The 20,984-nt window shown below is 69.2% G+C and carries 17 protein-coding genes; 12 read left to right on the forward strand and 5 right to left on the reverse strand.

The window, feature by feature from the left end; all coding sequences use genetic code 11:
* Positions 1–25: 25 nt before the first annotated feature.
* The 9 genes from cydD (at position 26) to E5P3_RS14640 (ending at position 12,318) form a co-directional block, all read left to right on the forward strand.
* On the forward strand, positions 26–1,711 hold the full coding sequence (cydD, locus tag E5P3_RS14600; protein ID WP_162586644.1) for a thiol reductant ABC exporter subunit CydD: 1,686 nt from the start codon (positions 26–28) through the stop codon (positions 1,709–1,711).
* A complete protein-coding gene (locus E5P3_RS14605; RefSeq protein ID WP_162586645.1) occupies positions 1,708–3,402 on the forward strand; it encodes an amino acid ABC transporter ATP-binding/permease protein in 1,695 nt (564 codons plus the stop codon). The genes cydD and E5P3_RS14605 overlap by 4 nt, the downstream gene beginning before the upstream one ends.
* 31 nt (positions 3,403–3,433) lie before the next feature.
* The gene (locus E5P3_RS14610) at positions 3,434–5,041 is read left to right on the forward strand and encodes a cytochrome ubiquinol oxidase subunit I (protein ID WP_162586646.1); all 1,608 of its coding nucleotides are present in this window, start codon (positions 3,434–3,436) and stop codon (positions 5,039–5,041) included.
* A gap of 16 nt (positions 5,042–5,057) precedes the next feature.
* Positions 5,058–6,212, forward strand: coding sequence for a cytochrome d ubiquinol oxidase subunit II (gene cydB / locus E5P3_RS14615; protein ID WP_162586647.1), 1,155 nt, complete (start codon positions 5,058–5,060; stop codon positions 6,210–6,212).
* 32 nt (positions 6,213–6,244) lie between these two features.
* Positions 6,245–6,367, forward strand: a complete 123-nt coding sequence (gene cydX / locus E5P3_RS14620) for a cytochrome bd-I oxidase subunit CydX (protein WP_162586648.1) — start codon at positions 6,245–6,247, stop codon at positions 6,365–6,367.
* Positions 6,368–6,486: 119 nt separating this feature from the next.
* A complete protein-coding gene (locus E5P3_RS14625) occupies positions 6,487–8,739 on the forward strand; it encodes an ATP-binding protein (protein WP_162586649.1) in 2,253 nt (750 codons plus the stop codon).
* Complete coding sequence (locus tag E5P3_RS14630; RefSeq protein WP_162586650.1) at positions 8,732–9,190, forward strand: response regulator; 459 nt, start codon at positions 8,732–8,734, stop codon at positions 9,188–9,190. The genes E5P3_RS14625 and E5P3_RS14630 overlap by 8 nt, the downstream gene beginning before the upstream one ends.
* A complete protein-coding gene (locus E5P3_RS14635; protein ID WP_162586651.1) occupies positions 9,180–11,708 on the forward strand; it encodes a response regulator in 2,529 nt (842 codons plus the stop codon). Before E5P3_RS14630 ends, E5P3_RS14635 begins: the two co-directional genes overlap by 11 nt.
* Positions 11,701–12,318, forward strand: a complete 618-nt coding sequence (locus E5P3_RS14640) for a biliverdin-producing heme oxygenase (protein ID WP_232073138.1) — start codon at positions 11,701–11,703, stop codon at positions 12,316–12,318. The genes E5P3_RS14635 and E5P3_RS14640 overlap by 8 nt, the downstream gene beginning before the upstream one ends.
* Positions 12,319–12,324: 6 nt before the next feature.
* Here the strand turns inward: E5P3_RS14640 and E5P3_RS14645 are convergent, their stop codons facing one another.
* Positions 12,325–12,894, reverse strand: a complete 570-nt coding sequence (locus E5P3_RS14645; RefSeq protein WP_162586652.1) for a GbsR/MarR family transcriptional regulator — start codon at positions 12,892–12,894, stop codon at positions 12,325–12,327.
* Between the two features lie 72 nt (positions 12,895–12,966).
* Positions 12,967–13,389, reverse strand: coding sequence for a cupin domain-containing protein (locus E5P3_RS14650; protein ID WP_162586653.1), 423 nt, complete (start codon positions 13,387–13,389; stop codon positions 12,967–12,969).
* Positions 13,390–13,711: 322 nt separating this feature from the next.
* Here E5P3_RS14650 and aroC point away from each other — a divergent pair, with 322 nt between their 5' ends.
* The 3 genes from aroC to E5P3_RS14665 all read left to right on the forward strand — a co-directional run bounded on the left by aroC (position 13,712) and on the right by E5P3_RS14665 (position 17,621).
* Positions 13,712–14,836: a chorismate synthase gene (aroC, locus tag E5P3_RS14655; RefSeq protein WP_162586654.1), complete on the forward strand. Its 1,125-nt coding sequence runs from the start codon at positions 13,712–13,714 to the stop codon at positions 14,834–14,836.
* Positions 14,836–16,014 carry an MFS transporter gene (locus tag E5P3_RS14660; protein WP_162586655.1) on the forward strand — a complete coding sequence of 393 codons (1,179 nt, stop codon included), beginning with the start codon at positions 14,836–14,838 and terminating at the stop codon, positions 16,012–16,014. Before aroC ends, E5P3_RS14660 begins: the two co-directional genes overlap by 1 nt.
* Before the next feature lie 197 nt (positions 16,015–16,211).
* Entirely contained in the window at positions 16,212–17,621 is a 1,410-nt protein-coding gene (locus E5P3_RS14665; protein ID WP_162586656.1) for an MFS transporter, read from the forward strand.
* An 81-nt stretch (positions 17,622–17,702) separates the two neighbouring features.
* On the opposite strand, the gene E5P3_RS14670 is transcribed toward E5P3_RS14665, so the two are convergent.
* From E5P3_RS14670 to E5P3_RS14680, 3 genes are all read right to left on the reverse strand, one after another.
* Positions 17,703–18,590 carry a class I SAM-dependent methyltransferase gene (locus tag E5P3_RS14670; protein ID WP_162586657.1) on the reverse strand — a complete coding sequence of 296 codons (888 nt, stop codon included), beginning with the start codon at positions 18,588–18,590 and terminating at the stop codon, positions 17,703–17,705.
* Positions 18,587–20,026 carry an FAD-binding oxidoreductase gene (locus tag E5P3_RS14675; protein WP_162586658.1) on the reverse strand — a complete coding sequence of 480 codons (1,440 nt, stop codon included), beginning with the start codon at positions 20,024–20,026 and terminating at the stop codon, positions 18,587–18,589. The genes E5P3_RS14670 and E5P3_RS14675 overlap by 4 nt, the downstream gene beginning before the upstream one ends.
* Before the next feature lie 128 nt (positions 20,027–20,154).
* The gene (locus tag E5P3_RS14680; RefSeq protein WP_162586659.1) at positions 20,155–20,949 is read right to left on the reverse strand and encodes an IclR family transcriptional regulator domain-containing protein; all 795 of its coding nucleotides are present in this window, start codon (positions 20,947–20,949) and stop codon (positions 20,155–20,157) included.
* Positions 20,950–20,984: the final 35 nt, after the last annotated feature.

Below are 20,984 nucleotides of genomic sequence, written 5' to 3' on the forward strand. Positions count from 1 at the left end.
TACTGAAATTACAAGAAACAAAGGCATGAACTTCTCCGCATCGTCCGCAAGCCTGAAGCGCCTGGCCCCGCTGCCGCGCGCGGCCAGCCTGGTCCAGGGCGCGGCGGCGTTGCTGTGGCTGCCGCAGGCCGCCTTGCTGGCCTGGGCCATCGATGGGCTGGCGAGGGGTGAAGGCATGCGGTCGGTGCTGTGGCCTGCGCTCGGCATCGTGCTGCTGGGCCTGTTGCGTGCCGTCTGCGAAGCCTGGGGCATGCGCCGCGTGTTCTCCGCCGCGCGGGCCGCACTGTCGGCACTGCGGGCGCAGGCCGCCGCCGCACTCGCCGCGCATTCGCCGCTGGATCGCGCGCGCCCGGCCTCGGGCCTGGCCGCCAGCACGATCGCAGAGCAGGCCGAGGCGGTGGTGCCCTACCTGGTGCGTTATGCCCCGGCACGCTGGCGCGCGGCGGTGGTGCCACTGCTGATCTTGCCGCTGGTCGCGGCCTATTCGTGGGTCGCGGCGGTGATCCTGCTGGTGGCGGCGCCGCTGATCCCGTTGTTCATGGCCATCGTGGGCTGGCAAGCCCGGTCCGCGAGCGAGGCGCACATGGTGGAGGCCGGCGGCATGCATGCCTTCCTGCTCGACCGCCTGCGGGGTCTGGCCAGCCTGCGCGCCCTCGGCGCCATCGATGCCACGGCGCTGCGGCTGGGCGAGGCGGCGCAGGGGCTGCGCCGGCGCACGATGGCGGTGCTGCGCATCGCCTTCCTGTCCTCAGCCGTGCTGGAGCTGTTCTCCGCGCTGGGGGTCGCGATGGTGGCGGCCTATGTGGGCTTCCACCTGCTCGGCACCTTCGAGTTCGGCACCTGGGGCCGGCGCCTGAGCCTGGGCGAGGGCCTGTTCGTGCTGCTGCTGGCGCCGGCCTTTTTCGAGCCCCTGCGCGAGCTGTCGGCCGTGTGGCACGACCGCGCGGCGGGCGAAGCGGCCCTCGCGGCGCTGGACCGGCTGGAGCAGGGCGAGACGGCGCTGCCCGGCGCGAACCCCGGACTGCCGGGCGCGGTGCGCGGCGTGGCGGGCGGTCCGCCGTCGGTGCTGCTGCGCGGGGTGCACCTCGCCCATGCCGGCGGCGGCACGGTCTTCGAGGGCCGCGACCTGCGCATTGCCGCGGGCGAGCACGTCGCGCTGATGGGCGCCAGCGGCTCGGGCAAGACGGCCCTGCTCAGCCTCATCGCCGGTCTGCTGCCGGCGCGGCAGGGGCAGGTCATGGTGGGCGGCGTCCTGCTCTCCGACCGGACGGTGGCCGCGCTGCGGCGCCGGATGGGCTGGATGGGCCAGAAGCCGCATGTGTTCGCGGGCTCGGTCGAGGCCAACGTCGCGCTGGGCCGGACCGGCGCGCAACCGGCGCAGGTCGAGGCCGCGATGCGCTTTGCCGCGCTCGACGCGGTGGCGCAGGCCCATCCGCGCGCCAGCCTGGGCGAGGGCGGCCGCGGCCTCTCGGGCGGCGAGGCGGCACGGCTGGTACTCGCACGGCTGGCCGTGAATCCGGAGGCCGACCTGCTGCTGGTGGACGAGCCCACGGCCCACCTCGACAGCGCGACCGCGGCGCATGTGGCCGAGTCGCTGATCGCGCTGGCCCAAGGCAAGACCCTGATCGTCGCCACCCACGACCCCGTGCTGGCCGCGCGGATGGACCGCGTCATCAGCCTCGATGCCGTGCCCGTGCAGGAGGCCGCATGACGAAGCGCTGGCGCGACCTGCGCACCGTCTGGCGCCCGCTGCTGGCCGCCGAGCCGCGCCGGCTGCTGCTCGGCGCGGTGCTGGCCGCGCTCACCGTGCTGATGGGCATGGGGCTGCTCGGCCTCTCGGGCTGGTTCATCACCGCGACCGCGCTGGCCGGCCTGCACGCGGCCACCGCCATCGTCTTCGACGTGTTCATGCCCTCGGCCGGCATCCGCCTGCTGGCCCTGGGCCGCACCGCGTCGCGCTATGGCGAACGGCTGCTGACGCACGACGCGACCTTCGCCGTGCTCGCCGCGCTGCGCGTGCGCCTGTTTCGCGGCTGGGCCCGGCCCGATGCGGCGCGCCAGCTGCTGGCGCGGCCGGCGCGCCTCCTGTTCCGGCTGAGCGCCGACATCGATGCGCTGGAGTCCTTCTACCTGCGCCTGCTGGTGCCCGCTGCCGCGGCGCTCGGCGCGGCGCTGCTGGCCGGGCTGGTGCTCGGCGCGATGAGCCCCTGGCTGGGCCTCTTGCTTGCGCTGTGGCTGCTCGGCGCCGGCTGGGGCATCGCATTCGTGCTCGCGCGCCGTGCCGGGCCGGCCGCCGTGCGCCGCGCGCAGGGCATGGAAAGCCTGCGTGCCCGGACGGCGGACCTCGTGGCCGGCCAGACCGAGCTGGTCATGGCGGGCCGCATCGAAGCCCAGCGCGAGGCGCTGGCCGTGGCCGACCGCCACCTGGCGGCGGCCGATCTGGCGCTGAACCGGCTCGAGGCCGGAGCCGGCATGGCCTACGCCCTGGTCGGCGCGCTGACGCTGGCGGCGGTACTGCTGGGCGTGGGCCTGCTGATGGACGAGGGCGCGATCGGCGCGCCGGCCGCCGCGCTGGCGGTCCTGGTCGCGCTCGGGGCCGTCGAGCCCTTCGCCGCCCTGCGCCGCGGCGCACTGGAGGCCGCACGCGGCTGGCTCGCGGCACGGCGCCTGGCCCCGCACATGGCGAGCGGCTCCGAGCCCATGCCCGCCCCGCCAGCGCCCGACGAAGGCCTGGCGCTGCAAGTGCGCGACTTGACGCTGGTTCATCCCGGCAGCCGCAGGCCTGCGCTGCAGCACGGCACTTTCAGCGTGGCCGCCGGCGAGCGCGTGGCCGTGATCGGCCCCAGCGGCGCGGGCAAGTCGACCCTGCTCGCCGCCGTCGCGGGCGAGCTGGCGCCCGCGGACGGCGAACTGCGCGCCCTGGCCACCTGCCTGCTGACGCAGCGCACCGACCTGTTCCAGGACAGCCTGCGCGACAACTTGCGGCTCGCCGACCCCTCGGCCGACGACGCGCGGCTGTGGTCCGTTGTGCAGGCGGCAGGGCTCGCCGACGAAGTGCGCGCCATGCCCTCGGGTCTCGACAGCATGCTTGGCGAAGGCGGCCTGGGCCTGTCCGGCGGCCAGTCGCGCCGGCTCGCCCTGGCGCGACTGCTGCTGCGAAACGTACCGTTCTGGCTGATCGACGAGCCCACCGAAGCGCTGGACACTGCCACCGCGCACGACGTGCTGCTCAGGCTGCGCGCCCAGGCCGCGGGCCGCACGCTGCTGATCGCCACCCACCTGCGGCGCGAAGCCGAGCTGGCGGACCGGCTGCTCGTCCTGCGCGCCGGTCGCATCGTGGCCGACCTGCGGCGCGGCACGACGGCCTTCGAGGCCGCAATGAGCGCCCTGCGGCCCGACTAGCAAGCGCAAGAAAACGAAAGGAAAGCCCCCCATGGACCTCGACATCGTCGCACTCTCACGGCTGCAGTTCGCACTGACGGCGCTCTACCACTTCCTCTTCGTGCCGCTGACCCTCGGGCTGGCGGTGATCGTCGCCATCATGGAGACGGTCTACGTGATGACCGGCCGCGTCATCTGGCGTGACATGACGAAGTTCTGGGGCCTGCTCTTCGGCATCAACTTCGCGATGGGAGTGGCCACCGGCATCGTCATGGAATTCCAGTTCGGCATGAACTGGAGCTACTACAGCCACTACGTCGGCGACGTGTTCGGCGCGCCGCTGGCCATCGAGGGGTTGATGGCCTTCTTCCTCGAGGCCACCTTCGTCGGCCTGTTCTTCTTCGGCTGGGACAAGCTCTCCAAGGTGGGCCACCTGGTCACCACCTGGGCCGTGGCGATCGGCTCCAACTTCTCCGCGCTGTGGATCCTGATCGCCAACGGCTGGATGCAGAACCCCGTGGGCGCCGCCTTCAACCCGCAGACCATGCGGATGGAGGTGACCGACTTCGCTGCGGTGCTCGCCAACCCCGTCGCGCAGGCCAAGTTCGTGCACACGGTGTCGGCCGGCTACACGGTCGCGGCCATCTTCGTACTCGGCGTGTCGGCGTGGTACGTGCTGCGCGGGCGGCACCTGCAGCTGGCCAAGCGCTCGATGACGGTGGCGGCCTCCTTCGGCCTCGCCGCTTCGCTGTCGGTCGTGGTGCTGGGCGACGAGAGCGGCTACCTCTCGACCGAGCACCAGAAGATGAAGCTGGCCGCCGTCGAGGCGATGTGGAAGACCGAGCCGGCGCCGGCTGCCTTCACCGCCTTCGGCTTCCCGGACCAGGCATCGCGGGAGACGCACTACGCCATCCACATCCCGGCCGTGATGGGGTTGATCGGCACCCGCTCGCTGACCACCGAGATCCCGGGCATCGACGACCTGGTGCACCGCGCCGAACTCAACATCCGCGTCGGCATTTCGGCCTACGACGCGCTGCAGCAGATCCGCGCGGCCGGCAGCGACGCCGCCGTGCCCGAATCGGCGCGCAAGATCTTCGAGGACAACGGCCATGCACTGGGCTATGCGCTGCTGCTCAAGCGCTACGTGGACGACCCGCGGCAGGCCACGCCCGAGCAGGTCGCCAAGGCCGCGCTCGACACCGTCCCGCCCGTGGCGCCGCTGTACTGGTCCTTCCGCATCATGGTCGGCCTGGGCATGTTCTTCATCCTGCTGACGGCGACTTTCTTCGTGCTGTCGGCACGGCGCAGGCTCGACGCGCATCCGTGGCTGCTCAAGCTGGCGGTGTTCGCGATCCCGCTGCCCTGGCTCGCGGCCGAGTGCGGCTGGATCGTGGCCGAGCTCGGCCGCCAGCCCTGGGTGATCGAGGGCGTGCTGCCCACCGCGGTGGCGGTGTCGAACCTGGGCGCCGGCACGGTGCTGCTCACCATCGCCGGCTTCACGCTGATCTACACCGTGCTCTTCGTGATCGAGATGAAGCTGATGCTCAAGTCGATCCGCAAGGGCCCCGAGGAACAGTCGGTGCCGCCGCCGGCCGCCTACCGCGCCGAGGCCGAACCGACCCTGCCGCCACGCACGCCGCTGGCCACTGCCGACTGAACGAAGGACGCACATCATGATCCTGCACGAACTCATCTCCTACGAAACCCTGCGCCTGGTCTGGTGGCTGCTGCTCGGCGTGCTGCTGATCGGCTTCGCCGTGACCGACGGCTTCGACCTGGGCACCAACATGCTGCTGCCCTTTGCCGGCCGCAACGATCTCGAGCGCCGGGTGATCATCAACAGCGTGGGCCCGGTGTGGGAGGGCAACCAGGTCTGGCTGATCGTCGGCGGCGGCGCGATCTTCGCGGCCTGGCCGCAGCTCTATGCCGTGTCCTTCTCGGGCTTCTACCTGGCGATGTTCGCGGTGCTGGTGCCGCTGATCCTGCGGCCGGTGGCCATCAAGTTCCGCAGCAAGCAGGAGGATGCGGGCTGGCGCGCACGCTGGGACTGGACGCTCTTCGTCACGGGCCTGGTCCCGTCGCTGATCTTCGGCGTGGCCCTGGGCAACGTGCTGCAGGGCGTACCCTTCCGGCTCGCGCCCGACATGCGGATCTTCTACGAGGGTTCCTTCTTCGGGCTGCTCAATCCCTTCGCCCTGCTGTGCGGCCTGGTTTCGGTGGCCATGCTGCTGATGCACGGCAGCGCCTGGCTGCAGCTGAAGGCGCAAGGGCCGGTGGCCGAGCGCGCACGCCGCTACGGCAGCGTGGCGGCGCTGCTCACGCTGGTGCTCTACGCGCTGGCGGGCCTGGTGCTGTGGTTCTGGATCGACGGCTACCGCGTGACCAGCGCGCTGCCCTCCGGCGGGCCTTCGAACCCGCTGCTCAAGACCGTGGCCCATCAACCCGGCGCCTGGTTCGCGAACTACGCGGCCCGTCCGTGGCTGTGGAGCGCGCCGGCCCTCGGCCTCGCGGGCGCGCTGCTGGCCTTCCTGGGGATGCGCATGCGGCGCGAAGTGCTGGCGCTGCTGGCCAGCGCGCTCGGCATCGTGGGCATCATCCTCAGCGTGGGCGCCTCGATGTTCCCCTTCATCCTGCCGTCGTCGCTCGACCCGCGCGCCAGCCTCACGGTGTGGGATTCCTCCTCGAGCCACCTGACGCTGTTCATCATGCTGGTGGTCACCGCCATCTTCATCCCGATCATCGTGGCCTACACCAGCTGGGTCTACAAGGTCCTGTGGGGCAAGGTCGATGCCGATGCCATCCGCGACGAGCGCGGCCACGCCTACTGATCGTTCAATCCATAGCATCAAAGGAACCGAACATGTGGTACTTCGCCTGGCTGCTGGGACTCCCGCTCGCCGCGACCTTCGCGGTGCTCAATGCGATGTGGTACGAGCTGATGGACGACGAGGCGATCCGGCGGGACAAGCTCGGAAGGCCCTGAGGCGTGCCGCCGGGGCAGGCGCTGATGGGCGCCTCCCGGGAATTTGACTTGCAGGGCCCGTAGGAGAAGGCTCACGCGGGCCGCCTCGGTGCGCTGGCAAGATTCGCGGCTGACTGAAGATGCCGAACGACTCCAGCCAGCCCACTACCTACCTCTCCAGCCGGAGCGCGCCAGAGGCCGACCTCACCGCATGCGATCGCGAGCCGATCCGGGTGCCGGGCGCGATCCAGCCGCATGGCCGGATGCTCGTGCTCGACGCGCCAACCCTGCGCATCGCCGCGTTCAGTGCGAACTGGGAAGCAGGAAGCACCGAGGAAGCCGCGGCGTTCCTGCGTGAGCTACGAGTGCAGGATCTCCCGGTGGGAGCGCCCGCGCAGTCGCTCGGCGTGGTGCGCGTGGGCGCGGGCACGTTCGACGCCTTTGCCCACCGCACCGCGGACCACCTGGTCGCAGAGTTCGAGCCCGCCATGCCCTCCGAGGGCAACGAGGCGCCCATCTATTCGCTGATGCGCGTGTTCCTGCCAAAGCTGCAGCAGACCACCTCCCTCGACGAGCTCAGCCGGATCGCCGTCGCAGAGATGAAGCGCCTGACCGGCTTCGGCCGCTGCCTCCTGTATCGCTTCGACGCCGAAGGCCACGGCGAGGTGCTCGCCGAGATCCTCGAGCCGGGCTACGACGGCTATGCGGGGCACCACTTTCCCGCCTCCGACATCCCGCGGCAGGCGCGCGAGCTCTACCTGCTGAACCGCTTTCGCCTGATTGCCGACGCCAATTACCGGCCCGTGCCGCTGCAGATTACGGACCCCTCGCTTGAGGCGCACCAGATCGATCTGTCGCAGTCGCAGCTGCGAAGCGTCTCTCCGGTGCACCTCGAATACATGCGCAACATGGGCACGCTGGCCTCCGCCTCCGTGTCGATCGTGGTCGACGGGCATCTGTGGGGACTGATCTCGTGCCATGACCATGCGCCGAGGCCGCTGAGCATCCCGACACGCAGGGCCTGCGAGCATCTCGGACAGCTGCTCGCCTTGCAGATCCAGTCGAACAGTGCAAACGCCTCGGTTGCCGAGCGGCTGGAGCTGCGCAAGCTCACGCTGGAGATCGTCGCGCAGCTCGCGGAGAGCGACGCCACCCTGCAACGACTCGCGGGAGAGGCGTCGCTCATGCTGGGCGTGGTGCGTGCCGCGGGCGCGGCCATCGTGCTGAACGAAGAGGTCTGGCAAGTCGGCGACACCCCGGCGAAGGCGCAGATCCTGGAGTTGTCGGAGTGGATCGTCGGCATGGGGGTCGAGGTCTATCACAGCGATGCCTTGGGCGCGCACTTCGGGGCGGCGCAGGCGTATGCGGCCAGGGGAGCAGGCGTGCTGGCGATCTCGATTTCCCAGGTGCACCGGCACCTCATCGTCTGGTTCAGGCCCGAGATCGTGCAGACCGTGACCTGGGCGGGCCAGCCGAGCAAGGCCGCCACCGCCGCATCGGACGGACGAATCCATCCGCGCCTGAGCTTCGCGAGCTGGGTGGAACATATCCGCGGCCGCTCGGCGCCGTGGTCCGACGCGGAACTCGGCGCGGCTGCCGAGCTGCGCCAGGCGCTGATCGGGATCGTGCTGCGTCGTGCCGAGGAGATGGCGGCGGTCGCCGGCGAGCTGGGCCGGGTGAACAAGGAGCTCGAGGCCTTCTCCTATACGGTGTCGCACGATCTGCGGGCGCCCATGCGCCACATAGCAGGCTACGTCGACCTGGTCGTGAGCCAGGAGGGCCAGAAGCTGTCGGATCGCTCGCTGCGCTACCTCAACCATGTGCGCGAAGCGTCCGCTTTCGCAGGACAACTGGTCGATGCCCTGCTGGATTTCTCGCGCATGGGCCGGGCCTCGCTCAGGCGGCGCGCGGTCGACACCTCGGTGCTGGTTTCGGACCTCGTGCGCGAGCTGTCGCGAGGCGAGCAGGGGCGCGTGGAATGGGAGGTCGACCCCGACCTGCCCGTGCTTCATGCCGATGCGCTGCTGCTGCAGGTCGCCGTGCGCAACCTGTTGTCGAACGCCATCAAGTATTCGCGCGGGCGTGAGCCGGCACGGATCGTGGTGCGCGGCCTGCGCCAGGAAGGCGGCGAGGGCCTGGAGATAGAAGACAACGGCGTCGGCTTCCAGATGAAGTACGCCGACAAGCTGTTCGGCGTTTTCCAGCGGTTGCACGCGGCCGAGGAGTTCGAGGGTACGGGCATCGGGCTGGCCAACGTGAAGCGCATCGTCGAGCGCCATGGCGGCGAGATCTGGGCCCGCGCCGAGGTCGACAGGGGCGCGACCTTCGGCTTCCTGCTGCCGCGCGCCGGCGATGTTGCCCCTGATGATCGTGGAGAGGAGAAAAATGCTTAAGCCGATCCTGCTTGTCGAAGATGACAAGCGCGACCTGGAACTCACGCTGATCGCGCTGGAGCGCAGCCAGCTCGCCAACGACGTGGTGATCCTGCGCGATGGCGCGCAGGCGTTGGACTACCTGCGGCGCGAGGGCGACTACGCCGGCCGCACCGCCGGCAACCCGGCCGTCATCCTGCTGGACCTCAAGCTGCCCAAGGTCACCGGCCTCGAGGTGCTGAAGGAGGTCCGGGCGGACACGGCGCTGCGCAGCATCCCGATCGTGATGCTGACCTCCTCGCAGGAGGAGTCGGACGTCATCAAGAGCTACGAGCAGGGCGTCAATGCCTACGTGGTCAAGCCCGTGCTTTTCGAGCAGTTCGTGTCGGCGATTGCCGACCTGGGCGTGTTCTGGGCCGTCCTCAACGAGCCGCCGCCCGGCTCGCTCAAAGCCCGGCGCCATGATTCATGAACCCGGCGATCCCGCGTCGGCCGCGTGCCTGCGGATCTTGATCCTCGAGGATTCGCGCTTCGATGCCGAGCTGCTGATCGAAGCCGTGCGCCTGGCGCAACCCCAGGTGCAAACGACGGTGGTCAACACCGAAGCCCAGTTCCTCGACGCGCTGCGCGGGGAGCAGCCCACCCTCATCCTTTCGGACTTCCAGCTGCCCGGCTTCAGCGGCGCACAGGCGCTCGACATCGCGAAGATGGCCGCGCCGGGCGTGCCCTTCATTTTCGTCTCGGGGGTGATCGGAGAGGACAACGCGGTCGAACTGCTGAAGCGGGGCGCGACGGACTACGTGAGCAAGGGCCGCCTGGCTCGCCTGCCGGTGGTGCTGGAGCGCGCCCTGGGCGAGGCTGCCGATCGGCGCGCCAGGGAGTCGGCGCAGCACAAGCTGCGCGAGGCGAATGCCGCCTTCAATCGGGCGGAGGCGCGCCGCGTCGCGCTGATCGAACTGGGCGACCGCATCCGCGACCTGGATGAGCCCAGCGCGATCGCCTACGTTGCCTCCGAGATGCTCGGGCGCATGCTGAACGTCGACCGCGCGGGCTACGGGGTGGTCAACAAGGCGGCGGAGACCATCACCATCGAGCGCGACTGGTGCGCCCCCGGCGTCGCAAGCCTGGCCGGAAGGCTGAACTTCAGGGATTACGGCTCCTACATCGAGGACCTGCGCCGCGGCGTGACGGTGGCTTTCGCGGACGCCCGGCAGGACCCGCGCACGCGCGCCAATGCAGGTGCGCTGGAGGCCATTAACGCGCGTGCGGTCGTCAATATGCCGCTCACCGAGCGCGAGGGCCTGGTGGGCCTGCTCTACCTGAACCACGGGGCCGCGCGCGAATGGTCCGAGGACGAGCTCGCCTACGTGCGCGAGGTCGGCGAGCGGGTGCGCACTGCCGTCGCTCGGCGCGAGGCGCAGATCGAGCTGCAGGCCTTCGCCGCCTCGCTGGAGCGCCAGGTGGAGGAGCGCACGCGCGAGCGCGACCGGATCTGGGCGTTGAGCGAAGACCTCCTGGGCGTTGCCAATCCCAACGGCTATTTCGAGAGTGTCAACCCGGCTTGGGAGTCGGTGCTCGGATGGACGCGCGACGAGATGCGCGCGACGCCGCTGCGTCAGTTGCTGCATCCTGACGACCTGGTCGCCGCACAGGTGCAGCTCGAACGCCTTGCGCGCGGCGAGCGCACCCGCGGCTTCGAAAGCCGCTGCCGCACGCGCGGCGGGGACTACCGCTGGCTCTCCTGGACCATCGTGCCGGACGAGGGCCTGTACTACACGGTGGCGCGCGACATCACCGAGCAGAAGGAGCGCGCGTCCGAGCTCGAATCCGCCCGCGAGCAGCTGCGGCAGAGCCAGAAGCTCGAAGCCGTGGGCCATCTCACCGGAGGGCTCGCGCACGATTTCAACAACCTGCTGGCGGCCGTCTCCGGCAGCCTCGAGCTGATGCGGCGGCGGGGCTTCGAGGGCCGCACCGCCGAGATGGACCGCTACCTCGACGTGGCGCAGGGCGCGGTCAAGCGGGCGGCATCGTTGACGCATCGGCTGCTGGCGTTCTCGCGCCGGCAGACGCTGGACCCCAAGTCCATCAACGCCAACCGCCTGGTCGCCGGCATGGAAGAACTGATCCGCCGCACGATGGGGCCGCAGATCTCGCTGGACGTGGTGGCCGGCGTCGGCGTCTGGAGCGTGCACGCCGACCCGAGCCAGCTGGAGAGCGCGCTGCTCAACCTGTGCATCAACGCACGCGATGCGATGCCCGAAGGCGGCCAGCTCACCATCGAGACCGCCAACCGCTGGATCGATGCGCGCACGGCCGCCGGGCGCGACCTCGCGCCGGGGCAGTACGTGTCGCTGAGCGTCAGCGATAGCGGCGTCGGCATGGCGCCCGACGTGGTGGCCCGCGCCTTCGACCCCTTCTTCACGACCAAGCCCATCGGCATGGGGACCGGGTTGGGCCTTTCGATGGTCTACGGCTTCGCCAAGCAATCGGGCGGGCAGGTGCGGATCTATTCGGAGATCGACAAGGGGACGAGGGTCAGCATCTACCTGCCGCGCGACATGCGCGACGCGGAGCCCGAGCAGCGCGGCATGCTGCCGGCGACGAGCCCGCGCGCGCATCAAGGCGACACCGTCCTCGTGGTCGACGACGAGGCGGCCTTGCGCATGCTGATCGTCGACGTCATGCAGGGCCTGGGCTATACCACGCTGGAAGCCGGCGATGGCGCCGAGGCCCTTCGCGTGCTCCAGTCCGGCGAGCGGGTCGACCTCCTGGTGAGCGACGTGGGACTGCCGGGCGGCATCAACGGGCGCCAGCTCGCCGATGCGGCCCGCACGGCCCGGCCGGAGCTCAAGGTGTTGTTCATCACAGGCTACGCGGAGAACGCCGTCCTGAGCCACGGCCACCTCGACCCGGGCATGCACGTGATGAGCAAGCCCTTCGAGCTGGAGATGCTGGCGCGGCGCGTCAAGGAGCTGATCGCCAGTGCCTGAGGAAAGCCAATCGTCCCTCGCGCTGCCGCGGCACGCCGACGTGCTGCAGGCGCTGCGCGCCGCCACCGCGCCCCTCCACGAGCGGCTCGACACCGGCTTGCCGATCGCGCGCAAGGATGCCTCGCTGGACGACTACGCGGCGCACCTGCTCGTGCTTCGGCCATGGCTGCTGGCGGTGCGGCAAGAGCTGGCGGTCGCCGGGAGCGTCGCCCTGCATGCGGCGGCGAGGCACATCGACGCCAAGCTGGCCGACCTGTCGAGCGATCTCGCGGATGCCGGCCAATTCGTGCCCATGCCCGTGCCTGCGCACGCTGCCGCTTTTCGGCCGGCGCAGCCTGCGGGCGGGCCAGCCCATGCCTGGGGACTGGCCTACGTGGCGGAGGGTTCGCAACTTGGTGGCGTCGTGCTGCACCGGCGGCTGCGCGACCGGCTCGCTCCACATCCCTTGCGCTACCTGGTGGGCGCCGACCACGAAGCGGGGGTGGCAGCGCGCTGGCGCGACTTCATCCTCCGACTGCGCGAGAGTGTCGCGGACCCGGCGTCCATCCGACAGGCCCAACGCGGCGCGACGGCGGCCTTCGAAGACCTGCTGGTACGTTTTCGCGTGTGAGTAGGCTCAGGCGGGCTTCTTGCTCTTGCTGCCGGTGATCCGATCCTTGAGTCCCAGCACTTTTGTCACCGTCGCCCCCATTCCCATCAGCTGCATCGCCGTCTCGGGCGCCAGGCGCTGTACGTCGTCGAACCACTTCATCAGCCGGTCGATCAGGTCGTGCATCTCGCGCATGCGCTGCTGGGCATGGCGCTCCTGGTCGTTGGTGGGCTTCTCCAGCAGCGCCATGCGCAGCATCGACAGCGTGGGCTCGATCTCGCGGCGGCGGCGCTCCTCGGCCAGCACGCGGAAGATCTCCCAGACATCCGACGGCGCCTCGAAGTATTCGCGCCGGTCGCCGGGCTGGTGGCGCAGTTGCACCAGGCGCCAGGATTGCAGTTCCTTGAGGCCCATGCTCACGTTGGAGCGCGAGAACGCCAGCGCCTCTGCGATCTCGTCCGCGTTGAGCGCGCGTTCCGAGATGAAGAGCAGGGCGTAGATCTGGCCAACGGTGCGGTTGATGCCCCACTTGCTGCCCATCTCACCGAAGTGGGCGATGAACTGGCGGCTGAGCGGGGGGAGGGTGTCGGTGGGCATCGGCCGATTTTCCGGCCGAATTGCTGTAGCTTCAAGAAAGACTGAAAATTCCGCACCCCGCTGAAGGGGGCACTAGGCCCAAGGCGTGGGCGCGGGCACTTCGCACACCGGGTCGACGTCGACGCTCTTGAAGTCGGCCGGCGACACGATCTCGAGGTACTCCATGTCCGGCGAATAGTCGAACAGGTAGTGCCGGATGCCCGGGCGCTGGTGCACCACGTCGCCGGCTTCCACCAGCGTCACCTTGTCCTCGTACATGAAGCGGGCCCAGCCCTTGACCATGATCACGATCTGGAAGTCCGCCTCGTGGCGGTGCCAGCCGGTGCCCGCTTCCGGTGCCATGTTGGCCTTGACCAGGTGCGCGATGACCTTGCCGTTCGTGGCCTCGGCGATGCCGAGGTCCCGGTACAGGAAGAAGTCGCGCAAGCCGCCCGAGACATAGTCGGTGTCGCCGAGCTTGACGTGAGAGAACTTCGTGTCGGTGCGGTCCAGCATGAAAGCTCCTTGCAGGTCGGGTTATGCCGTGCCGCAACATGCATAAAGCATTCCCGCGCAGCGGTTGACAAGGGGCCGCCGCGCTTCGAAATTCAACCGCGGCGCTGCCCAGCCGGCCGGGGCGGTCCTGCTCGAAGCGTCGCGCGCGGCGTTTGCGCAAGCCTTCGCGCTCACGGCCTCGATCAGCGCCGCAGTGGCGCAGGTTGGCGCTGCTTGCGGGTTTCATGCTGCGCCACGTGAGCGGTCCGCCGCAGGCCGCGCCGGCAGCGCCGCCTCGCCCTTGCGTCCGCGAGGTTCGAGCTTGCGCGGATAATCCCCGCCCATGAGCGGCAACACCTTCGGCACCCTTTTCGCGGTCACCAACTTCGGCGAATCCCATGGCCCCGCGATCGGCTGCGTCATCGACGGCTGCCCGCCCGGCCTGGCGCTCACCGAAGCCGACATCCAGGGCGACCTCGACCGCCGCCGCCCCGGCACCAGCCGGCACGTGACGCAGCGCAACGAGCCGGACATCGTGCAGATCCTCTCCGGCGTCTACGAAGGCAAGACCACCGGCACGCCGATCGCGCTGCTCATCCGCAACACCGACCAGCGCAGCAAGGACTACGGTCAGATCGCGCAGCAGTTCCGCCCAGGCCACGCCGACTTCACCTACTGGAAGAAATACGGCATTCGCGACCCGCGCGGCGGCGGCCGTTCCTCGGCGCGGTTGACGGCGCCGATGGTGGCGGCCGGCGCTGTGGCCAGGAAGTGGCTGTTCGAGAAGTACGGCACCGTTTTCCGCGGGTGCATGACCCGGATCGGCGAGGTCGAGATCCCGTTCGAGAGCTGGGACCATGTGCCGAACAACCCCTTCTTCGCGCCCATGGCCGACGTCTCCCGGCTCGAGGCCTACATGGACGCACTGCGCAAGGCCGGCGACTCCTGCGGTGCCCGCATCCGCGTGACGGCCTCGAAGGTGCCGGTGGGTCTGGGCGAGCCGCTCTTCGACAAGATGGATGCCGACATCGCCTGGGCCATGATGGGCATCAACGCCGTCAAGGGCGTGGAGATCGGCGCCGGCTTCGGCAGCGTCACGCAGCGCGGCACCACGCACGGCGACTCGATCAGGCCCGACGGCTTCGAGAGCAACAACGCCGGCGGCGTGCTCGGCGGCATCACCACCGGGCAGGACCTGGATGTGAGCATCGCCATCAAGCCCACCAGCTCGATCATCAGCCCGCGCCAGTCGGTGGACATCCACAACCAGCCGGTCGAGGTGGTCACCAAGGGCCGCCACGACCCCTGCGTCGGGATTCGCGCCACCCCCATCGCCGAGGCGATGCTGGCGCTGGTCGTGATGGAGCACGCGCTGCGCAACCGCGCCCAGTGCGGGGATGTGATCGGGGCGCCCGATCCGGGGCAGTCCGCCGCCGAGGGAACGTCGCCGCAGGCGTCCTTCCTCTAGTGGCAGCGCCGGAGTCTGCCGCAGGCGGCCGCGGCCATCTGCTGGCGTTCGCCGGCCTGTCGGCAAGCTACTTCGCGCACATCGGCTTCTTCAATCCGTACCTGCCGCTCTGGCTCCAGAGCCTGGGGCTGCCGATCTTCACCATCAGCCTGCTGACCTCGGTGCAGTCGATCACGCGCGTCTTCGCGCCCTATGCCTGGGGTGCGCTGAGCGACCACACCGGCCAGCGCGTGCTGCTGCTGCGCGTCAGCGCGGCGGTGGCGCTCTTCGCCTCGCTCGGCCTGTGGTGGAACGGCGGCGCCTGGTGGCTGGGCCTGGTGCTGCTGGTGACGTTCATCCACACCAGCTCGATGATGTCGCTCACCGAGGCGGCCATGGCCCACCTGGTGGCGGGCGACTGGGGCCGCTACGGCCGCATCCGGCTGTGGGGCTCGGCCGGTTTCCTCGTCACCGTCTTCATCGCGGGCGAGTGGTTCGAGCGTTTCGGCATGGGCCATTTCCCCGCCTGGGCCGGCGGCACGCTGGCCATCGTGCTGATCGCGACCCTGCTGCTGCCCGACACGCGCGAGGCGCCCCTTGCCCACGCGGCGCAAAAGGAGCCGGTCGGGCCGGTGCTGCGCATCCCGGCGGTGCGCTGGTTCTTCGCCTCGCTGTTCTTCCACGTGATGGCGCATTTCGCGGTCTACGGCTTCCTGTCCCTCTACCTGGATTCGCTGGGCTACGGCAAGGGGGTGATCGGCCTGCTGTGGGCGCTGTCGGTCGGGGCCGAGGTGGCGTGGTTCTTCCTGCAGGGCCGGCTGCTCGGGCGCTTCGCGATGCCGCGCTGGCTGCTGATCTGCGGCGTGGCCGCGGTGTTTCGGATGGGGCTCACCGCGGGCGGCGGTCCGTGGGTCTGGGCGCTGGCAGCGGCCCAGCTGCTGCACGCGCTGTCCTTTGCCGCGCATCACACCACCTGCATCGCGATGGTGTCGCGCCATTTCCCGGGGCGGCTGCGCGGGCGCGGGCAGGCGCTCTTCACCGTGATCGGCTACGGCTTCGGCGGCGTGCTGGGCGTGCTGGCCGGTGGCGCGATCGCGCAGCACTTCGGCTATGTGGCGATGTTCGGCGTCGCGACCCTGCTGGCGGTGGTGGGCAGTGCGTGCGCGTGGCGGACTCAGCGGCTGGAGGCAGGGCGTTGACGTTTGTGCCTGGACGACGCGGATATCCGCGCCGCCTTGCAGTGCCCTAGGCAACGCCGACTGGGACAAACCCCGATTCCGCGCGAAAGTCGAACGCGGCTGATCGATGATCGATCAAGGCCCACGGCCATTGCATTGCCGACGCTCCGCGCCCAGACCTACAGTCGCGTCGCCCCCAATCCAACGGAGACATACCCATGAGCAATCCCCAGGAGCACGAGCCCCATGGCCGGCACCAGTCGAAGAAGGCCGCCGCGAGCGGCTGGATCGGCTCGGCGCTCGAGTACTACGACTTCTTCATCTACGCCACCGCGGCCTCGCTGATCTTTCCGCAGATCTTCTTTCCCAAGGGCGACCCGAAGATCGCCATCGTCGCTTCACTGGCGACCTACGGCGTCGGCTACGTGGCGCGCCCCATCGGCGCCTTCTTCCTGGGCCACTGGGGCGACACCCACGGCCGCAAGCAAGTGCTGATCCTGTGCATGTTCCTGATGGGCTTCTCGACCATCGCGGTCGGCCTGCTGCCGACCTACGACCAGGTCGGTCTGCTGGCGCCGGTGCTGCTGGTGATTTGCCGCCTCGTCCAGGGCTTCGCGGTGGCCGGCGAGATCTCGGGGGCGAGTTCGATGATCCTGGAGCACGCGCCCTTCGGCCGGCGCGGCTTCTTCGCCAGCTTCACGCTGCAGGGCGTGCAGGCCGGCCAGATCCTGGCTGCGGCGGTGTTCCTGCCGCTCGCGCACTACATGCCGGAGCAGGCCTTCAACAGCTGGGGCTGGCGCATTCCCTTCCTGCTGAGCTTCATCGTGATCGTCGCGGGCTACATCATCCGCCGCGAGGTCGACGAGACGCCTGCCTTCGCGGAGGAAGGGCAGAAGCAGCAGCGGCCGCGCTCGCCCATCGTCGACGCCTTCAAGTACAGCTGGAAGGACATGCTGCGCGTGGTGTGCATGGCGCTGATGAACGTGATCCCGGTGGTCGCCACCATCTTCGGCGCCGCCTATGCGGTGCAGGCCGCCTACGGCATCGGCTTCGCGAAGGACATCTACCTGTGGATCCCGGTGCTGGGCAACATCCTCGCGGTGGCGGTGATTCCCTACGTGGGCAACCTGTCGGACCGGATCGGCCGCAAGCCGCCCATCGTCGTCGGCGCGCTGGCGTCGGGCCTGCTGGCTTTCGGCTATCTCTATGCCATCAGCATCAAGAACGTGCCGCTGGCGATCTGCATGTCGCTGCTGATGTGGGGCGTGGTCTACCAGGGCTACAACGCGGTGTTCCCGAGCTTCTACCCCGAGCTGTTTCCGACCCGCACCCGCGTCTCGGCCATGGCGATCTCGCAGAACCTGGGCACCGCCATCACCGCGATGCTGCCGGCGCTGTTTGCCACCGTGGCGCCTCCCGGCGCGGCCAATATCCCGCTGATCGTCGGCTCGTTGGCCTTCGGCATCACGGTCATCGCGGCGATTGCTGCCTTGAGTGCTCGCGAGACGTATCGCATCCACATGAACGATCTCGGGAATCCGGATGCAGTGCCCGTGCCCAAGCCGGACTATGAGCGGATGCGGGAGCAGACGCTGGCGGATGCGAGGTTGGCGAAGGCGGTGGGCTGAATACCCGCGCCATCAGTGAAAGCGCGTGCAGATCTCGCGGCACATGGGATCCGGGCGCGCGGGCGTCCCGGCTCCGCATCGCTACCGGGGCTGCAGGACGTCACGCGCTTTCTCGCAGAGAACAAGGTTTTCCCCAACGAGCAGCGAGAGAGCTGTCCCAGCTTCGGCCGCCAGTTCCTGCGCCGGCGCGACCTCGATCGGCGTGAGCGCGAAGCGGTGCAGGAAGTCGCCCATTCGTTGCGGCTCCATGGACCAGGTGAAAGGCTCGCTGCGCCACGCCAGCCACCGCTCTACCCAGGCATTGCGGGGGCGAAAACCGGCGCTCCCGTCGGGCCACCTCGACATGAAGCTGAACACCATGCGGGCCGATGGTGTGCGCAGCGCCGCGATGGCCTGGAACAGCCGGTCGATGGCCTCGGGCGCGAGGTACATCAGCACCCCCTCGGCGATGACCAGGGTGGCGCGACCGTCATCGAAATGTTCGACGGGCAGCGGATCGGCCGCGAGGTCGACGGCGACGAAGCGCATGTTGGGCGCAAGCTCGCCACCCAGCGCGCTGCGCTTGGCGCGCTGCGTTGCCGGGTGGTCGATCTCGATCCAGTCGATGTGCGGGAACTCCGGCGCCAAGCGCAGCGCCAGCGTGTCGAAGCCGGCACCGATGACCACGACGCGATGGAAGCCGGTGGCGATGGACTCGCGGCAGCGGCGTTCGATCCAGCGCTTGCGGTGCCAGTAGTGGGCAATGATGCCGGGCAAGACCGTGCGCTCGAGAACGCGCCACAGCATGCGCGTAGGAGCGAAGGACGCACTCTTCGCAAGCATGCGATCAGCAAGGCTGCCGCACAGGAAGCGCTCGCACAACGCACGCGCACCCGGCGCGACCAGCCTGGCCGTCCGCGGGTCGCTGGCCAGCAGGATCGTGCTCGCCGCAATCAGCTTGGCCGTGCTGCTGGCTCGATCGGACTTCACGCCGATGCACCTTCACGTGCGAGCGCACCGGGGAAGGCGTGCGCGAACGCATCGCGATAGTGCGTGTACCAGGTGCTGACGAACAGCTCGTCCGGGTCGTGTTCAAGCTTCTTTGCAAGCCACGCGCCGAACCGCGGATAGCACCGTCGCACCTGCGCGGCAGATGCGTGGCGGTGGTAGGTGAGGAAGAAGCTGCCTCCGAGTTCGGTGGCGGCGTCGATCAGTGCGCGAAAGGTGTCTGCCGTGCGGGTGAGCCCCGCAGTGTCGTGCGATGTTCTTAGATTGAAGACGACGCACGCGAAGTCATCCTTCGCCCACGGAAGGTACGAGGTCGTGTCGCGAAGAATGGACCGGATGGTGCCGTAGATCACCTCGGTGCCGAACACGCGAAGCACGTTGCGGGCTTGCTGCATGAAGGCCAGCAGCCGATGGCGCGGCACGTAGTGCTCGCCGATGACGAGCGTCTCTTTCGAGGCATCCTCGCCGGCCTGCCTGCTTGCGAGAAAGTCGGCATAGCTCGGGATGTAGGTACTGAGCTGCATGGTGTCCGACCCGTACAGCTTGCCGTGGGTGCCGAGGTAGTGCCTGGCGTATTGGGCGAAGGCCGCCTTCTTGTCGTCGTGCGCGAGGCGCAGCAGTTCCAACCAGGTATCGGGTGCGAGGTCAGCCGCCGCATCCTCGCGAACGCCGGAGACCTCCGCAGGCTCGTAGCAGGCCAGGACGCCGCGGCGCAGGAAGTGGTCGTCATGCGCGTCGATGGCGAACTGGAAGTCGCCGTACACGCAGCCCTCGTCGGCGCGGCGAAAAACGGCGTTCACCGCATCGTCCAGGTCGAGCACGTCGACGACGCGCCTGACGAGAAGACGCGGGCACAGGCGCAAGGTTGCTGCATAGACGATGCCGAAGAGGCCGTAGCCGCCGATCGCCAGCGAGAACAGTTCGGGGTTGTGGCTGCGGCTGCAGAACACCACGTCGCCGCGCGCGTCGACGAGGGTGAGGTCCTCGATGTCGTGACCCAAGGGCTGCATGGCCAGGCCGCGTCCATGCGCATTCGCCGCAATGGAGCCGCCCAGCGTGACGTCGTCGACGCCGGTCTGCTTCTGCCGGATGCCCCAGCGGTTCTGGCTGCTGGCGTCCATGGCGTGCGTCGCCTCGATGATGCGCGGCCACATCGCGCCGGCTTCAATCTGCAGCAGCCCGAGCAACGGGTCGGCCTTGAGCACCTTGTCCAGGCCCCTCATGTCGATGTGGACGGAGTCTGCGGCAAACTGCTGGCCGCCCATGGCGTGCCGGCCACCGGCGACCGAAATGCGCCGGCCCGCGACGGCGGCTCGCCTGACCGTGGCCTGCAATTCGACCAGTGTCCGAGGTCGGCATACCTGCGCCACCCTGGTGGCGTTCAACTGGGAATGCACGTCGTCGAGAATTTGCTTCATTGCTTCCGCGTCGGGGCGGTGGGTTGTGGCGAGGTGCGCATCATGGCCAGGCCTTCCCGGCTGGCTTCGGCCGTCATCGTGGAGGTCGCCGAATACGCGCTGCGACGTACCGGATTGCGATACTTCGCTCAGATCAGATTGCGCATCGCCTGCGCCGTTTCGCGCAGCACCGGGAGCACGCGGGCGACTGCGTCCTCGCTGCTTTCGTGGCCCATCGGCATGGTGATGTTCAGCGCCCCCACCAGCTCCCCGTGCCGGTCGCGCAGCGGCACCGCGATGCCGCGCGAGTTGAGGTCCAGTTGCTGTTCCGAGAGCGCCCAGCCCTGTGCGCGGATGCGTGCCAGCTCCAGCTTCATGCGCTCCTTGCTGGCGATGGTGTGCGAGGTGAAGACGGTGAGCGCGTGCGTGGCCAGCCACAGGTTGCGTTCCTCGTCGCTGCGCATCGCGAGCATCAGCATGCCCGAGGCCGTGACCTGCGCCGGCACGCGGGCGCCGAGCACGTAGCCGGTGCTCATGCTGCGGTTGGGGCCGTTGCGTGCGATGTAGACCACCTCGTCGCCGTCCATCACGCTGAGGTAGGCGATCTCGTGCGTGCCGGCCGCCACGCGCTGCAGGAAGGGCTGCACGATGCGCGGCAGCCGCGCCGATTCGAGGTACGACTGGCCCAGGCGCAACACCCGCGGCGTCAGCCAGAACAGCTTGCCGTCCCCCGCCACGTAGCCCATGTGCTGCAGCGTGAGCAGGTAGCGCCGGGCGGCCGTGCGCGTCATGCCGGTGCGCTGGCCGGCCTCGCTCGCCGTCATGCGCGGATGGTTGTCGTCGAAAGCCTCGATGATCGACACGCCGCGCTCCAGGCCTGCGATCCAGTCGCGCTTGTCGAGTCCGGCAGGGGCGGGGGAGGCGTTGGTGGCGTGGGTGCTCATTGGGGATAAACCCTGGGTTCGTTCGATTATCGATT

The sequence above is a fragment of the Variovorax sp. RA8 genome (assembly GCF_901827175.1).
Classification (GTDB): domain Bacteria; phylum Pseudomonadota; class Gammaproteobacteria; order Burkholderiales; family Burkholderiaceae_C; genus Variovorax.

Bases quoted from the DNA above. Each gene is read 5' to 3' on its own strand.
- aroC (WP_162586654.1), top strand. From the start codon at position 13,712: ATGAGCGGCAACACCTTCGGCACCCTTTTCGCGGTCACCAACTTCGGC.
- E5P3_RS14645 (WP_162586652.1), bottom strand. From the start codon at position 12,894: ATGCCCACCGACACCCTCCCCCCGCTCAGCCGCCAGTTCATCGCCCAC.
- E5P3_RS14610 (WP_162586646.1), top strand. From the start codon at position 3,434: ATGGACCTCGACATCGTCGCACTCTCACGGCTGCAGTTCGCACTGACG.
- E5P3_RS14630 (WP_162586650.1), top strand. From the start codon at position 8,732: ATGCTTAAGCCGATCCTGCTTGTCGAAGATGACAAGCGCGACCTGGAA.
- E5P3_RS14635 (WP_162586651.1), top strand. From the start codon at position 9,180: ATGATTCATGAACCCGGCGATCCCGCGTCGGCCGCGTGCCTGCGGATC.
- E5P3_RS14675 (WP_162586658.1), bottom strand. From the start codon at position 20,026: ATGAAGCAAATTCTCGACGACGTGCATTCCCAGTTGAACGCCACCAGG.
- E5P3_RS14665 (WP_162586656.1), top strand. From the start codon at position 16,212: ATGAGCAATCCCCAGGAGCACGAGCCCCATGGCCGGCACCAGTCGAAG.
- E5P3_RS14625 (WP_162586649.1), top strand. From the start codon at position 6,487: ATGCCGAACGACTCCAGCCAGCCCACTACCTACCTCTCCAGCCGGAGC.
- E5P3_RS14650 (WP_162586653.1), bottom strand. From the start codon at position 13,389: ATGCTGGACCGCACCGACACGAAGTTCTCTCACGTCAAGCTCGGCGAC.
- cydD (WP_162586644.1), top strand. From the start codon at position 26: ATGAACTTCTCCGCATCGTCCGCAAGCCTGAAGCGCCTGGCCCCGCTG.
- cydX (WP_162586648.1), top strand. From the start codon at position 6,245: ATGTGGTACTTCGCCTGGCTGCTGGGACTCCCGCTCGCCGCGACCTTC.
- cydB (WP_162586647.1), top strand. From the start codon at position 5,058: ATGATCCTGCACGAACTCATCTCCTACGAAACCCTGCGCCTGGTCTGG.
- E5P3_RS14605 (WP_162586645.1), top strand. From the start codon at position 1,708: ATGACGAAGCGCTGGCGCGACCTGCGCACCGTCTGGCGCCCGCTGCTG.
- E5P3_RS14680 (WP_162586659.1), bottom strand. From the start codon at position 20,949: ATGAGCACCCACGCCACCAACGCCTCCCCCGCCCCTGCCGGACTCGAC.